Genomic DNA, 15121 nt, shown 5'->3' on the forward strand with positions numbered 1-15121 from the left:
ACATCGATGCACAAAACTACTGCTTCCCGCGGCTAGTAATTCATCCTATGATTTACCAATAGGATGAATTTGAGGTGTGCATGTCATTACAACCCGTTCCTCGCTCTACGCTGGTTGAACGCGTCATCGACCAGCTGCGTGCCCAGTTGATGGAAGGCCAATGGCCGTGCGGCACGCGTATCCCAACCGAAGACAGTCTCAGTAAAACCCTGGGTGTGGGCAGGAATACCGTCCGCGAAGCGGTACGGGCTCTGGTCCACGCAGGTCTACTCGAATTGCGTCAAGGGGCAGGTACCTTTGTGCGCTCCGATCGTGATCCCACTGAACTGGTGCGCCGCCTGGCCGATGGAACATTGCGTGACCAGCTGGAGGTTCGGCGCGCATTAGAGGTCGAAGCTGCACGCCTGGCTGCGCTTCGGCGCTCCGATGAAGATCTGAAAGCCATTAGCGACGCGCTGCGGGCGCGCGGCTCCTGGACAGACGATGCCTCCCTCGAAGCCTTTGTCGACCGGGATGCCCAGTTTCATTTGAGTGTCGTGCGGGCCGGTCACAATGCGACGCTCCTGGAAATGTACCTGTACTTCTGGGGCGGCTTGCAGAACACCATTGCGCGCACGGAAGGGGACCAACATTTACCGGAACCCAGCCACGAGGCGCATGAAGCTGTGTATGAAGCCATTCGCCGTGGGTCTCCGGCCGAGGCCGCTGAAGCAGCTAGTCAGCTGCTGACTCCGGCGCTGGTGGCAACAACCGCCGTGCACAACAAAATCTGACCGGTGATATGCGGTCGTGGTCTCACAAGGATAAAGGATTGTGGAAGAGACTATTCTGACGTGGTGTTTGTTGCTCGCCGCTTCATTCCTCGGCGGCGGCTTGAACGCGATCGCCGGAGGCGGAAGTTTTTTCACGTTTCCGGCATTGGTCTATGCAGGGATACCCGTCGTGGCCGCCAATGCCACGGGTACACTCGCCCTGCTACCAGGTTACATTGCGAGTACCTGGGGTTATCGGGAAGACCTGAAAGCACCCGCCGCTCTGACCATGAGCATCGTCATTGCAGTGAGTGTTCTCGGTGGAGCCTTGGGCGCATTCGTGCTGCTTACAACGCCCGATGAGGTGTTCCGCGCCATCGTCCCCTGGCTATTGTTGCTCGCTACGGTTGTGTTTGCCGCGGCGCCCTGGCTGCTTCGTGCCTTCGGCCAAAACAAGAACGCAGGTGAGGCAGGTTCAATCACTCAAGGCTCAGCGCTGGCCGCTGTAAGCGTCTACGGGGGATATTTTAACGGCGGGTTAGGCATCCTTCTGCTCGCCGTGTTTGGCATGCTGGGGCATCGCAGCATCAATCAGATGCAGGCGCTCAAAAACCTGATCTCCTCCGTGTTAACGGCCATTGCCGTATGCGTTTACACATTCGGCGGAGCCATTGTCTGGTACGAAGCGACCATGATGATGGTAGCGGCGAGCATCGGGGGCTACGTGATGGCCCGGTTAGCCCGGCGACTCTCGCCCACTGTCGTGCGCGCGGTGGTGATTGTAACCGGCGCCATCATGACGACCCTGTTCTTTATGGGCTAACCGCCTAAGCCTGAACCTATCCGTTGTGGCCTGTTTTATCGATTACTTCGGCTGCGACGCAGAAGCGGAATCAAGATTGGAATAATGCCCCACTACAATTAACAGGTCGTCTTCACGGTGCAAGTAAGCCTGCTTCGTTTCATACTTCCTGGTGACGGGATTACGCCATTGATAGGCGTATTGCGCTTCGGGCTGGTCATCGACCAGATCAAGCATGTCCTGCCCGATGGGCTTGCCGGTGCGGTCTTTGAGGGACACAAAATCCTTGCCGATGAGATTCAGATCGTAGCCGTGGGCAAGGAATTGGTTGCTCTGCAGGTCGATAACGAAAGCATACAGTTCGTCCTGGATGTAACGAGGGTCCAGCCAGTTGATCGCATTAAGGGTCTTGTGGCGGTTTTCTTTCAGGTCCTCAGTAACACGCTCCAACAGCGCTTTCGCTTCTGCCTCACCTGGCCTGCCGAGGTAATAACCAACAGCCAGAATGTGGTCGCCGACGCGCTGGTAGAAAGCTTTCTTACGCTCGACCCTGCCCGTGCTCCGATTCACCCAACGGTACTCGCCCTCGCGGATCCCTTCTTCGGACTCCGACAATACAGTTTCAAAGTCGCGTTTGAGCCTGTCATCCAATAATGGCTTGATGTTTCGACCAATCAAGGCGTGAGATGGACCGCTGCTAGCGAGCATCACCCCTTCGCCATCCACCACGAAAACATACAAGTCCTCTTCAAGAAAGACCCCCTGTCGACTGAAGGCTGCCAGCGCGCGATCACCTTCTTCGCGGTAATGCTCTACCGCGCGTTCAAGCAACGCCTTCGCTCGGCGGGCGTCGTCAGGCTGAGTATCAGCAGATGCTGACGTTCCAAACACGATGCATAGGCCGATCAACAGCATCCAGCACTTATTCATTTTATTCTCCTGGTCGGTAACCTGTCAGACAGCTTGCCCATAATCGTAGCCATCCAACATCGTCCAAAAGGACGATATATGCAGGATCGGGATGCAAATGCGTGGAGCGCTTCGGAGCGCAACTGGGGACTGGCCCGCGCAAGGTAGACACCTAGGCGGATTGGTCTGAACAGGATGTCATGGGAGGCCCCGGCAATTGAGCATCGCCAGGTGAGCGGAACGTCCGGCTGATCGTTCAGTGAATGATCAGACCAGACGTTCCATAACGTGTTTACTTGGCGACCGTAACAATCTCGCGGCGCTCTTTCAGTGCGGCAGGCACGTCTGCTTCGTCCATGAAGAACTGCGAATACCACTCACGCAATTGATACACCGGGCCGTCACCTTCAGCGAGCAGCGGGTTATCGATACGCACCTTGGTTTTCCAGATATCCACGTCCTGATAGAAGGACTCACGGTTCTGTTGAACATATTGCAGAGCCAACTCCCGGTTCTGCTCTTCGCTCCAACCCGGGATTTTCTTCACCAGCACGCCGAAGCGCAGTTCGAAGCTATCCGGCGTAATGGGCACGTGGCAGTTCAGCAGTATGCTCTCGACAGTCATCCCATCGAATTCGGCGCGCATGCGGGTGAAGTGTGTAGCGGGACCGTAATAGGCCGACTCGGCTACCAGATCCCCGCCCAAACGCTCTGAATCACCGTGGAATATCTGCTCGCCAATATGCCCTTCGAAGACGTTCGCAAAGTATTTGGTCGGCGTGCCATGAACCGGGCCGAAATGCTGCGCATCTGCCAGGTTGTCGACCAGCTCGCGCGGGTTGGTTTCGATGATCATCAGGTCGAGGTGCCAATCATGATCCCACTCGTCGCTATCAATCTCAGGCAAGTGTGGGATTTCGACCCCTTCTTCAGGCGCTTTGCCCTCAGGGTTATTCCAGACAAACAGCAGACGATTGACTTCTTTGGTCAGCCATTTCCGTGTTTTGGCTTTGGGAGGTATACGCTTGCAATAGGGGATCGCCGCGCAACGACCGCTGGCTTCGAACTCCCAGTGATGGAATGGGCAGACGATACGGCCATTTACCAGCTCACCGGTAGACAGGTCAGCGCCCATGTGTGGGCAATGCGCATCAAGCACGCTGATGTTGCCTTCGTCAGCCGCAAAGGCCAGCAAACGCGTCCCGAAGATATTCAGTGTATGGATCTGGCCGTCACGATACTGCTCGGCTTCGCCAAGACAATGCCAACCACGGCCATAGCGATATTCAGCTGTGGTTGGGACTGTTTTTATATCTACCATTTGTGTCATGTCCATGTCCTCGCTTCAATTCATGTGCGGCGTGTATAACCACATTCAACGTAGGACATAGTCGCCAAGCCAACAGTTTGCTTCATCCTCCACTCGGACTAGATGCTCGACCGGCTCACTTGACGCGCCAATCGGCGATGATTTCTTGATTGAGGGCGAAGGGCTGCGCATTGATCGTTCTTTTCTGATGTAAGCCTTCTACATCCTCACAGGCGAGCCAGCAGATAACCTTGGCTGGCACTTCTGGCGGAGCTGAACCGTTACGCAGCGCAATGACGCCTTTTTCGCCAATGGTTACCTTCAACGCCTCAGTCGTCACCACGCCAGGGTTCACCGTATAGGCTCTCAGGCCCTGGTCACCCAGTTCTGTCGTGATAATCCCGGAGAGACGCGATACCGCAGCCTTGCCTGCCCCGTAGGCGTAGCCCCAGCCGCCCTTTCCTGCGGCTACTGGCGGATCGGTTTCGCCCGCCCCCGAGGTGATATTGATAATCACGCCATCCCCACGCGCGACCATATGCGAGGCAATACGCTGGCTTAATAGAAAAGGCGCAAGCAGGTAACCTTGATAGACGCGCTCGAGGGTGTCAGGACCTAGATCCATGAATGAACTGTTGAGATCGTTACCTTGATACACCGCATTGTTGACCAGCACATCGACCCGGCCTGCCTGCTCGATGGCAGCCGCAGCAGCTGAAAGCACCGAGTCGGCATCTAGAAGGTCCATCCGGATGGTCCATGCCCTGCGTCCGAGCTTTTCCACCAGCGCGGCGGTCTCCAGCAAGCTGCCAGACAACGGCAGCCCATCGCCAGTGGTCAGGGCGTGCTCGTGCTTTTCACCTTCGGCGAGAGTTCGCGCGCTGAGGACAATGTCGTATCCCTGCTGGGCAAAAGCGAGAGCGGTGGCGCGGCCAATGCCGCGACTGGCACCGGTGATAAAAGCGACCTTGTTCATATGGATCCTCCGTCTGGGATCCATATGATTGCTGAACGGGTTGGTTAGAGCATGGTCAATTCGGACCAGACAGCGATTTGATTGTCATCCAGATCAGCCCGTGGTGCGCAGCGGCTTGACCTCAGGTTTGATCAACGAAGCGCTGGTGCCGCGATAGGGCGAGATCCCACCCTGACCAAGGGAAACGACGCTATTGAGCATGACGCGCACCAACTCAGCCTGCCGCCGTACGCCAGTCTTGGAGAAAATCGCACGGAGATGAGCCCGCGCAGTGTTACGCATGATGCCAAGATTCTCGGCAGCCTCTTCCAGCGACAGACCATTGGCCAGCTCTAACGCCAACGCGGTTTCAGCTGGAGTGAAGTTAAACAGTTCCTTGGCAATACGTGCATCGACTTGTGATCTGCCCACCGCATCGCGGATGTAAACCATGACCGCGGGCTGACCTTTGCCTTCTGCCCATTCCATCGAAGGCACCGGCTCGACGACCACTCCCAGGCTCACTTCGCCGGATGGTCTGGCAATGGAAAGCGCTTCCCGGGCTTCAGTTGCCATTCCGAGGTCATGCGACTCTGCAGCTTCTCGGATCATCTTGTGCAGGTTGCGATTGTCGCTTGGATAATTGGCCTCCAGACGGCCGCCAACTAGCTTCAATCCGTCCGACAACTTGAGCATTTCACGCGCGACGTCGTTCAGTTGCAACACCGCTCCGGTATCGTCCAGCACCAGAGTCGCGACGGACAGTCTGTTGATCGCCTGCGAGTAGAGATTACCCAGCAACTCGCTACGCCCCAGAAGATTGTGGACGTGAAGGCTACGGCGAAGATGTGGCAGCAACCGCGAGCAAAGGAGCTTCTCCTCCTGATTGAATCGCGGGGCGGATTCCGGGCGTGTGATACGGAAGCGCAATACACCCGCTTCCGGCGTGGAAATGTCAGCGCCCATTACATGGAAAACATCGTTGTCTCTGGAGTACCCCTGGTAGTACACCGAGTTGCGCCATTCATCTTCGGTCATTACATCATCGAGCGTAAAAACCTTGTCGACAGGCTGGCCTGAGAACGGCGTGTCGTTGTGATAATAGGCGTAATAAGTGACCCTTCCGCGCCCTTCGAGATTGCCAGCGACCATCATCAATCCGACGTCCTCAACACCCGGAATACGCAGGATTAGGGTTACGAAATTGGCGCGAAAAAGCAGGCGTAGCTCTTCGAGGGCGGCGGACAATCGGTCGTCTTCCAACGCCCCATCATGAATACATCCGACAATGCGGTCATACTCGTCCATTGATATGAGCCGTCCGGCGGCGAAGGCAGTCTCGGCCTCTATTATCGTTGTCATTGTTGCTCTCCAGGTACTTCATGCGTCGTTACTTTGACGACCAGGTTTTATTATGTGGCGTCCTGCCTTGACCCTCGATCCCTGAAAGACACAGCCAACTATAACCTTCCCGAGACACTCGACTGCGAGTTATTTGTCTCGCGAATATTACAGATTGATACGGACTGGTCGGTCTAGCCGTGCCGACTTCTGCTCGCTGGCAGCAAGACCGATCACACTGTTAAGAATGATCCGTACCAGCTCTGTCTGTCGACGTGTACCCGTCTTTGAAAAGACGGCTCGAAGATGCGCCCGCGCGGTGCTACGTTGCATTCCGAGCGCGTTGGCGGTCTCTTCCAGCGAAGCGCCGTTCGCCAGCTCCATCGCAACGCTCGCCTCTGTTCGGGTAAGACCGAAGATCTGCTGGACTCGATCGGCATTGATCATCGGAACCCCGCTGACGTCTCGTACATACACCGCAATGGCAGGTTGATTCTCACCATTGGCCCACTCCTCTGATGCCACCGACTCAAGCACCAATCCAAGACACGGCTGCCCCGATGAGCGCGCAATCGACAGCGCACCGGTGCCCGCGGCAGATCCGCTTCGCATAGCGCAAAGGATGCTGTTCACCGCTTCATACAAACGCTTGTTGTCGCCCGAATAGGTCGCTGTGACGCGGCCCTCGACCAGCCGCAAACCATCAGCTGCGACCAGCAAGTCTCGACCCAGGGAGTTCGTCTCAATCAATCGCCCCCTTTCATCCAGAACCAGAGTTGCCACTGCCAACCGACCTGCTGCCTGGGAATACAAGGTGTTGAGTGATTCGTTGCGGGTAAGGAGGTTACGTATGTGCAATACACGCATGAAATGCGAGATCAATCGGGTGCAGAAGGTTTTCTCGGCAGCGCTGAAGTCGGCCTGTGAAGAAGGTCGCGTGATACGAAAACGGCATACTCCCGAACCTGGGGGCAGGATATCCACCCCTAGCACATGATGAATCGAGCGAGGCTTGCAGAATTCGCGGTAGTAACGCGATTCAATCCAGGCGTCTTCACTCATCAGGTCAGTGACGGTGAATACCTGGTTTGCTTCCGAGCTGATCAATGGGGTTGGCAACCCCGGGTAGTCAAAGTTAAGGCCAGCTTCGGTATCCTCGGCCCCGAGCACCAGCATAACGCCATGATCCCGATGGCGCGGTGCTCGAAGAATGAGCGTGACGAAATTCGCTTGATAGATATCTCTAAGCCGGGCAAGGCAGTCGCTCCAGCTATGCTCGTCGATGGCAGAGTTGTAGAACTCCCCCAACAACGAGTCATAGTCATTGAGACTCAAGGTTGCGAGTCCCTGTGCCACGCCCGCCCCCATGCTCAGGTCTGCTCCAGACCGGTCAGCGACGTGGGCGCATTAGGCGCCACCTTTACTGACACCAGCGACTTGGACCGGTGAAACCATGCAGCCAGACCGGGCAACAGGAATATTGCACCGAACACGTTCACCAGGAACATGAAGGCCAGCAGAATGCCCATATCAGCCTGGAACTTCAGCGGAGCGAAGGCCCAGGTGCCTACACCAATCGACATGGTGAATGCTGTGAAGAGCGCCGCCGTGCCGCGCTGACACATAGCCTCGTAAAACGCGGTGCGCAAATCCTTGCCCATCGCCAGTTCGTGCTGCATCCGTTCATATAGATAGATACCGTAGTCCACGCCCACACCTACGCCGAGTGCCAGAACGGGTAGCGTTGCCACCTTCAGGCCGATACCAAAGGTGGCCATGACTGCATTACACAACGTGGCAACAATGGCCAAGGGCGTGATGATGCACAACACGGCGCGGAAGGAACGGAAGGTCAGCCAGCAGAACAAGGCGACGGATAACAGCAGGGCACCGTGCATCTGCACTTCGGCTTTTTTCACCGCCTCGTTGGAGGCCGCCATCACACCTACGTTGCCGCCACCAAGCTTGAACTCAACCTTCGGCTCATCCACGTTAGCGATGATCTGCTCGACTTCATCAACGACGTTCGCGACCGTCCCGCCCTCATGGTTGGCTAGAAACAACAGAATCTGCATGGTTTCGCAACCATCGACCACCAGGCCATGCGAACTGGAGTAGGCCGTTGAGCCTGGCTGCAACCCGCGCGACGCACCCGGAATAGCGGCCCACCGGGGGTTGCCCTCGTTATTACCGGAAATACTGACCTTACCCATTCCTGCCACGCTCTGAACGGACTGGACACCAGGGATACTACGAGCGTGGAAATCGATCTCCTCAACCGCCCGCATGACGTCCGGATCGAGACAGGCCTCGGATTGTTGAGCTCCCTGCGCTTCTACGTAGATCGACAGCACATCGAGACCAATTGAATAACGGCTGATGATATTGGCGTTATCGTAGTTGTAGCGAGACTCGTCACGCAGTTCGGGTGCGCCAGTTCCCACGTCACCTACAACCAGATCCCGACTCTTCCAGGCACCGCCTATCAGGAGCACTAAACTCACGGCAAAAACGACCAGCGCCGGACCGGGTGTAGCCAGCACGGACAACCGCCACCACAGCTTGTGCTTCTCACCTGGCGCAACGTAATTGGTCTTGCCAGCGCCTGGTTCCAGATGCATGTGCGAGATAATGATGGGCAGCATCATCTTGTTGGTGATGATCATCAACAACACGCCGATACAGGCCGTGACGCCCAGCTCATGAACGATAGGGATATCGATCAGCATGATCACGCCAAAGCCCAGCGCATTCATCAACAGCGCGAGCGCACCGGGAATGAATATTTTGCAGAAGGCGCCATGCGCGGCTTCTATGGAGCTGCTCCCGGCAAGCACATCCTGCTTCCAGGCATTGGTCATCTGTACCGCGTGGGATACACCGATCGAAAAAATCAGGAATGGCACTAGGATCGACATGGGATCAATCCCGAGCCCGAGCAGCGGCAATAAGCCGAGCAACCACACGACCGGCATCAATGCCACTGTCAGCGCCACCACAGTTAGTTTTATCGAACGCGTGTAGAGCCACAACAACGCGGCGGTGATGAAAAAGGCGAGGACAAAGAATCCCATCACGGCTATCAGACCATCGACAACGTCGCCGACCAGCTTGGAGAAGCCAACTATGTTGATCTCGATGTTCTCGTTATCAAATCGCGTGCGGATCTCTTCCAATTGCTTGGCGATGTCGACATAGGAAACCTGTTCCCCGGTTTCCGGATTGATCTCCTGCAAGTCGGCGGTGACCATCGCAGCACTGAAGTCGTTGGCGACCAGTCGGCCCACCTGACCAGAGCGCGCCGTATTGCTACGCACCTGAGCCAGGTCTTCCGGGGTCCCGCTGAAATGAGGCGGGATGACGACATCACCGATAAAGCCAAACTCGGTAATCTCGATATAGCGCACGTCCGGTGTAAACAACGAGCGCACACTGGCCCGCCGCACGCCGGGAATATAGAAGACCTCGTCAGTCACCTTGCGCAGGGTATCCAGGAACTCGACGTTGTAGATGTCGCCTTCGCCCTTCCAGCGCACGCTTACCATCATGGTATTGGCGCCCGAGAAAATCTCGCTGTAATGCAGATAGTTCTGCATGAACGGGTGATTGACCGGGATCTGCTTGTTGAAACCAGGGTCCAACCGCACCTGTGTAGCGCTGTAGCCAAGCGCAATGGTAATCAGAATGAACAGCGCCAGCAGAGGCTTGCGCCAGGCCAGCAGCCGATCAGCACTCCATTCAACGGTGCGATCTATCAAGCGGTTGCCTTTACTCATGACGCTCTCCTATTTACCTGTAACGGCCAGCAGGTCCTGGCTCTCCTGCAGCACACCGCGCTGCCCGGCCACGAACAATTCGCCATCCGGCAGCGTGACCGCAGAGGTCAAAGTGCCCAGGCCTTTCAGAAAGCCCGTGTCCAGAACATTTCCCTGGTCATCGATGCTCACGAACGAGCCCCCAGTGCCGACAATCACTACGCCACTGCCGTCATTAGCCAGGGCATGACCGTATAAGGGCATCTTGTGCGGAATCTCTATTTGCGCCCAATTGAGGCCTTCGTCCTGGCTGAAAAAGACATTGCCGCGCATGCCGTAGGCAATCCAGGCGTCATTGCCCAGACTGGTTACGCCGAACAGCGATCCGTTATAGAAAGCCTCTAAGGGCTCCCAGGTCTGGCCGGCATCGGTGCTGCGGAGTACCAGCCCCATCTCGCCGACGACGATGCGCAGAGCTCCATCACCGGCCATGTCATTCAAGTGTTCGCCCTGGATCGGCAGGTCCGTCGCCTGCCAGGTGAGACCTGCATCACCGGACTCGAAAAACTTTCCGAAACTGCCGTAGGCATACACCTGACGTCCGTCCGGGCTCCAGGTGCCGAGCAGCGGCTCACCAAGTTCCGTATCGTGCATGACCGATTCCCAGTTATCCCCGTTATCGGTACTGCGCAGGATCAGGCTGTCATGCCCGGCCGCCAACAGAACCCCATCGCTGACTCGGCTGACATTGGTCAGCGTGGCCGGAATATCGACCTCCCGGCTCGTGGCATTCCAGCTTTCGCCGCCGTCACGGCTCTTGAGAATGGTGCCCCTTTCGCCGACAGCTACCAGGGCGTCATCGACACGGATCAGATCGTTGATCTGGATCCGCCCGAGATCCAGGTGCGCGGTATCCAGGTCCTGCTCACTTCGAGGTGAAAAGGCGTAAATCACCAGGGCAGCAACGACCACACAGAAGGCATAGCTGATTAGTTTGCTCATGGCGCAATCCATCAACGGAAACGGATTCCTAGCCCTGGAGGCCGTTTCCTTTTGTTTTTATATGAACTGGGTCGCTGTCCAGAGACAAAGCCGCGACCGCAGAGTCTGACCCGATGGTGATTCGGATCAGATCTGCGAACATCGTCCAAACGGCTTACAAGAAAACAGATAGGCAGGAGGGGGTTCGGAGGGACAGTATTAAAGGACTTCGAATAGCCCGGCTGCGCCCATTCCGCCACCGATACACATGGAAACGACCACGTAGCGTACGCCGCGGCGACGCCCTTCCAGCAGGGCATGCCCAACCATACGCGCACCACTCATACCGAACGGATGACCAATGGAAATGGCGCCGCCGTTTACGTTCAGGCGATCATTGGGGATGCCCAGCGTGTCGCGGCAATACAGCACCTGACTGGCGAAGGCCTCGTTGATTTCCCACAGACCGATATCCTCGACCTTGAGCTTGAAACGCTCTAGCAGCTTAGGAATCGCATACACCGGACCAATCCCCATTTCCTCGGGCTTGCAACCCGCCACAGCGATACCACGGTAGATGCCCAGCGGTTTCAGACCACGGCGGTCGGCTTCGGTACGGCTCATCAGCAGACAGGCCGCAGCGCCATCGGAGAACTGGGAAGCGTTACCGGCGGTGATGTGCTGGCCTTGCTTGATCCACTGACCGTCCTTCCATACCGGCTTCAGGCCTTGCAGCCCTTCGAGGGTGGTCGAGGTGCGGTTACATTCGTCACGATCAGCAGTCACCTGCTCGTGGCCGGTGGGCGAGCCTTCCTTGTCGAACAGCCGCTTGCTGGCGGTGAGCGGTACAATTTCATCCGCAAACAGCCCGGCCTCCTGTGCGTTGGCCGTCCGCTGCTGGCTCTGCAGGGCGTATTCATCCTGCGCCGCGCGGCTGATCCCATAACGTTCGGCAACGATTTCTGCCGTCTCGATCATGGGTATATACGCGGCCGGCGCCACTTCCATTACCGCTTCGGAACGCGCGCGGTGGGTGTTCTTGTGCTTGGTCTGGGTCAGCGACAGCGACTCGACGCCGCCTCCGATAGCCACATCCATTTCACCGGTCATGATCGCCTTGGCAGCTTCGCCAATCGCCATCAATCCAGAAGCGCACATGCGATCAACCGCCATACCCGCTACTGTTTCAGGCAGGCCACCGGTGTAGGCGCACAGACGCCCGATGTTGTAGCCCTGGGTACCCTGCTGCACGGCAGCGCCCATGATCACATCTCCGACATCCGCCGGATCGATACCAGCCCGCTCAACCACGGCACGAATCACATGCCCGCCGAGTACCGGGGCTTCGGTGTCATTGAATGAACCGCGGAAGGATTTGGCCAGCGCGGTACGCGCGGTGGCGACAATAACTGCTTCTTGCATGGGTTGCCTCATCAGGAATCTGGGTTAAAGGTGTAACGGCTGATGGTGTCCACCACACAGCCGGGACGGTCGCTGCCCTGAACTTCAACGGTGACGCGTACCACTACCTGTACGGCGCCGTTGGCCAGAGTTTCGACCTGGGTAATTTCGCCGTTACCGCGAATGCTGGCGCCAACCCGCACCGGGGCCGGAAAGCGCACGCGGTCGCAGCCGTAGTTCACGCCCATCTGCAGGTTTTCAACCTTCATCAGTTGCGGCAGGAAATAATTCACTAGCGACAGGGTCAGGTAGCCGTGGGCGATGGTGCCGCCGAACGGGCCGGTCTTGGCCTTCTCAGGATCGACGTGAATCCATTGATGGTCGCCGGTGGCGTCGGCAAAGGTATCGACGCGCTGCTGATTGATAGTCATCCACTCGGTCACGCCGAGGGACTGGCCCACTGCCTGTTCCAGGGCAGCGGCGCTTTTGAAAACGGTGGTCATGTTGATTCTCCTGATTAAACCTTGATTGGGGCTTCCGGCTGGTGGTGACGGTTCATCTGGCGTGTCGCCCGATCCCGAGCCACCCACCTCAGACACGCCGCAAGTACGTCCCTGTAGGCTCGGCTGTTGCCATCCATGGCAACCAACGGTCTGAAGTGGGCGGCTCGGAACCGTGCTTGCATGGCTTCGTGAGTTTCGCAACAAGCGCAACAGCTTGACGACTTTGGGGTTGGGTACCATCAGCCTGCACCAGCTTCCGCAGCACGCTTGGCTGCGGGCTACTGTGGACCGTTGGTTGCCAGGGATGGCAACAGCGAGCCTCCATGGATGGATTCACGGCGTGTCCGCAGTAGCCCGCAGGCAAGCGTGCAACACCGCAACACCCCAGCACACCAGCACACCAGCACACCAACCCAGACCATCAAGCCTGCTGCGAGCTCACCGGCACTATCTCGCCGGTCATGTAGCTGGAGTAATCGCTTGCGAGGAACATCATCACGTTGGCCACTTCCCAGCACTCGGCGCCACGGCCGAAGGCTTCGCGGGATTCCAGTTCCTTCAGCAGGGCCTCGGGGGCGGACTTGCGTAGCATCGGGTGTACTGCCAGCGAGGGTGCAACGGCATTGATGCGTACATTCAGTTCTGCAGCTTCCAGTGCCGCGCAGCGGGTCAGCGCCATCACACCGGCCTTGGCCGCCGCGTAATGCGCCTGCTCCTTCTGCGCTCGCCAGCCGAGGACCGAAGCATTATTGACGATCACCCCACCCTGCCCGCGCGCCTTCATGACTTGCAGCATGTAACGGGTCATGCGCATGGTGCCATTGAGGGTTACATCGATGACCTTGTTCCACTCCGCATCTTCCATCTCGATCAGCGCCTTGGTTGTTCCCAGCCCAGCGTTATTGATCAGGATGTCGATGCCCTGCAGCCTGTCCTCGGCAAAGTCGATCAGCGCACGCACCTCGGTCTCGTCGGCAACGTTGCAGAGCTTGCCCCACACGGCCGCAAGTCCGGTTTCCTGCTTGAGCTTGTCCACGGAAGCGGCCAGACGGCCCTCATGCACATCACTGATAACGATAGCGCGGCAGCCCTCTTCAACCGCTCTGGTTGCTGCGGCGAAACCAATGCCGGCACCAGCCGCGGCGGTGATCAATACCGACTTGTCTTTGAGCAGACCATGGCCTGCTACATATTGGGGATTCTTCAAATCTATCATGGTTATCTGCCTTTGGGTTCTTTGGGCATGCCGAGTCCGCGCTCCGCGATGATGTTGCGCTGAATCTGGTTGGTGCCGCCGTAAATGGTGTCGGAGCGGGTGAACAGGAACATCGACTGCAGGCGTGTGAGGTTGTAAGGCGCGGACTCGATGATTTCCGCCTCCGGACCCAGCACATCCATCGCCAGCGCACCCAGATTGCGGTGCCAACTGGACCAGTGCAGCTTGTAGACCAATGAGGAACTGTCGGGCTCACTGGAGCCGTTATCCGAGAGCATGCGCATGGCGTTGTAGCGCATCAGCCGCAAGCCGGTGTGGGCCTCGGCAATACGTTGGCGGATGCTGGGCTCGGTGGCTGCGCCATTTGCCTTGGCGATGCGGATAATTTCATCCAGCTCATTCTGGAACTGCATCTGCTGGCCGAGCGTCGACACGCCCCGCTCAAATCCCAGCAGCCCCATGGCCACCTTCCAGCCGTCTCCGGGTTCACCAACAATGTCAGCGGCCACGGCATCATCGAAGAAGACCTCGTTGAATTCCGAGGTGCCGGTGAGCTGCTCGATCGGCCGCACCGTGACGCCCGGCTGGTGCATGGAAACCAGGAAGAAGCCCAGGCCCCGGTGCGCCTGCGAGTCCGGATCGGTGCGGGCGATAACAAAACACCAGTCGGACTCATGAGCCAGCGAGGTCCAGACTTTCTGCCCATTGATGAGCCACTTGCCGGACGCCGTATCTTGCGTGGCCTTGGTTCTGACATTGGCGAGATCCGAGCCGGCGCTCGGCTCGGAATAACCCTGGCACCAGAGCTCGGTGCCGGCGACTATGCCGGGCAGGTAACTCTGCTTCTGTTCTTCGCTGCCGAACGCAATCAACGTCGGGCCGGCGAGCCCTTCGCCGATATGACCGACTCGGCCGGGAGCACCGGCGCGGGCGTATTCTTCAAAGAAGATCACCTGCTGTTCAATCGACGCCCCTCGGCCGCCGTATTGTTGCGGCCAGCCGACGCAGGTCCAGCCGCCTTCGGCCAGCTTCTGCTCCCAGCGTTTGCGTTCTTCCGGGAACATGTGTTCGTCGCCGGGGCCGCCGCGATAGCGTAGCACCTCGAATTCGCCGACCAGATTGTCCCGCAGCCAGCCAGCCACTTCTCCGCGGAAGGCTTCGTCTTCCGGGCTGAACGTCAATTTCATCTTGGCTTCC

The 15121-nt window shown here is 57.7% G+C and carries 13 protein-coding genes; 2 read left to right on the top strand and 11 right to left on the bottom strand.

What is annotated here, in order from left to right; translation table 11 throughout:
- Positions 1-80: 80 nt before the first annotated feature.
- Together FHK95_RS05815 and FHK95_RS05820 are read left to right on the top strand one after the other, a co-directional pair.
- Positions 81-773 carry a FadR/GntR family transcriptional regulator gene (locus FHK95_RS05815; protein WP_150303654.1) on the top strand — a complete coding sequence of 231 codons (693 nt, stop codon included), beginning with the start codon at positions 81-83 and terminating at the stop codon, positions 771-773.
- A 40-nt stretch (positions 774-813) separates the two neighbouring features.
- Positions 814-1575, top strand: coding sequence for a sulfite exporter TauE/SafE family protein (locus tag FHK95_RS05820; RefSeq protein ID WP_150303655.1), 762 nt, complete (start codon positions 814-816; stop codon positions 1573-1575).
- A gap of 42 nt (positions 1576-1617) precedes the next feature.
- Here the strand turns inward: FHK95_RS05820 and FHK95_RS05825 are convergent, their stop codons facing one another.
- From FHK95_RS05825 to FHK95_RS05875, 11 genes are all read right to left on the bottom strand, one after another.
- Positions 1618-2484 carry a cache domain-containing protein gene (locus FHK95_RS05825; protein ID WP_150303656.1) on the bottom strand — a complete coding sequence of 289 codons (867 nt, stop codon included), beginning with the start codon at positions 2482-2484 and terminating at the stop codon, positions 1618-1620.
- A 271-nt stretch (positions 2485-2755) separates the two neighbouring features.
- A complete protein-coding gene (locus FHK95_RS05830; RefSeq protein ID WP_178114721.1) occupies positions 2756-3793 on the bottom strand; it encodes a Rieske 2Fe-2S domain-containing protein in 1038 nt (345 codons plus the stop codon).
- A gap of 115 nt (positions 3794-3908) precedes the next feature.
- Positions 3909-4748: an SDR family NAD(P)-dependent oxidoreductase gene (locus FHK95_RS05835; protein WP_150303657.1), complete on the bottom strand. Its 840-nt coding sequence runs from the start codon at positions 4746-4748 to the stop codon at positions 3909-3911.
- Positions 4749-4841: 93 nt separating this feature from the next.
- A complete protein-coding gene (locus tag FHK95_RS05840) occupies positions 4842-6089 on the bottom strand; it encodes a helix-turn-helix transcriptional regulator (RefSeq protein WP_150303658.1) in 1248 nt (415 codons plus the stop codon).
- Between the two features lie 147 nt (positions 6090-6236).
- The gene (locus FHK95_RS05845) at positions 6237-7424 is read right to left on the bottom strand and encodes a helix-turn-helix transcriptional regulator (RefSeq protein ID WP_178114722.1); all 1188 of its coding nucleotides are present in this window, start codon (positions 7422-7424) and stop codon (positions 6237-6239) included.
- A gap of 14 nt (positions 7425-7438) precedes the next feature.
- A complete protein-coding gene (locus FHK95_RS05850; RefSeq protein ID WP_150303660.1) occupies positions 7439-9844 on the bottom strand; it encodes an efflux RND transporter permease subunit in 2406 nt (801 codons plus the stop codon).
- Positions 9845-9853: 9 nt separating this feature from the next.
- Positions 9854-10825 (bottom strand): WD40/YVTN/BNR-like repeat-containing protein, encoded by a 972-nt coding sequence (locus tag FHK95_RS05855; protein ID WP_150303661.1) that lies wholly within the window; start codon positions 10823-10825, stop codon positions 9854-9856.
- 198 nt (positions 10826-11023) lie between these two features.
- The gene (locus FHK95_RS05860) at positions 11024-12226 is read right to left on the bottom strand and encodes an acetyl-CoA C-acyltransferase (RefSeq protein ID WP_150303662.1); all 1203 of its coding nucleotides are present in this window, start codon (positions 12224-12226) and stop codon (positions 11024-11026) included.
- Positions 12227-12237: 11 nt separating this feature from the next.
- Positions 12238-12708: a MaoC family dehydratase gene (locus FHK95_RS05865; RefSeq protein WP_150303663.1), complete on the bottom strand. Its 471-nt coding sequence runs from the start codon at positions 12706-12708 to the stop codon at positions 12238-12240.
- A gap of 421 nt (positions 12709-13129) precedes the next feature.
- A complete protein-coding gene (locus FHK95_RS05870) occupies positions 13130-13924 on the bottom strand; it encodes an SDR family oxidoreductase (RefSeq protein ID WP_150303664.1) in 795 nt (264 codons plus the stop codon).
- A 2-nt stretch (positions 13925-13926) separates the two neighbouring features.
- Complete coding sequence (locus FHK95_RS05875; RefSeq protein WP_150303665.1) at positions 13927-15111, bottom strand: acyl-CoA dehydrogenase family protein; 1185 nt, start codon at positions 15109-15111, stop codon at positions 13927-13929.
- Between the last annotated feature and the right edge of the window lie 10 nt (positions 15112-15121).

The organism is Pseudomonas saliphila, assembly GCF_008638345.1.
In the GTDB taxonomy this organism is placed as follows: Bacteria; Pseudomonadota; Gammaproteobacteria; order Pseudomonadales; family Pseudomonadaceae; genus Halopseudomonas; species Halopseudomonas saliphila.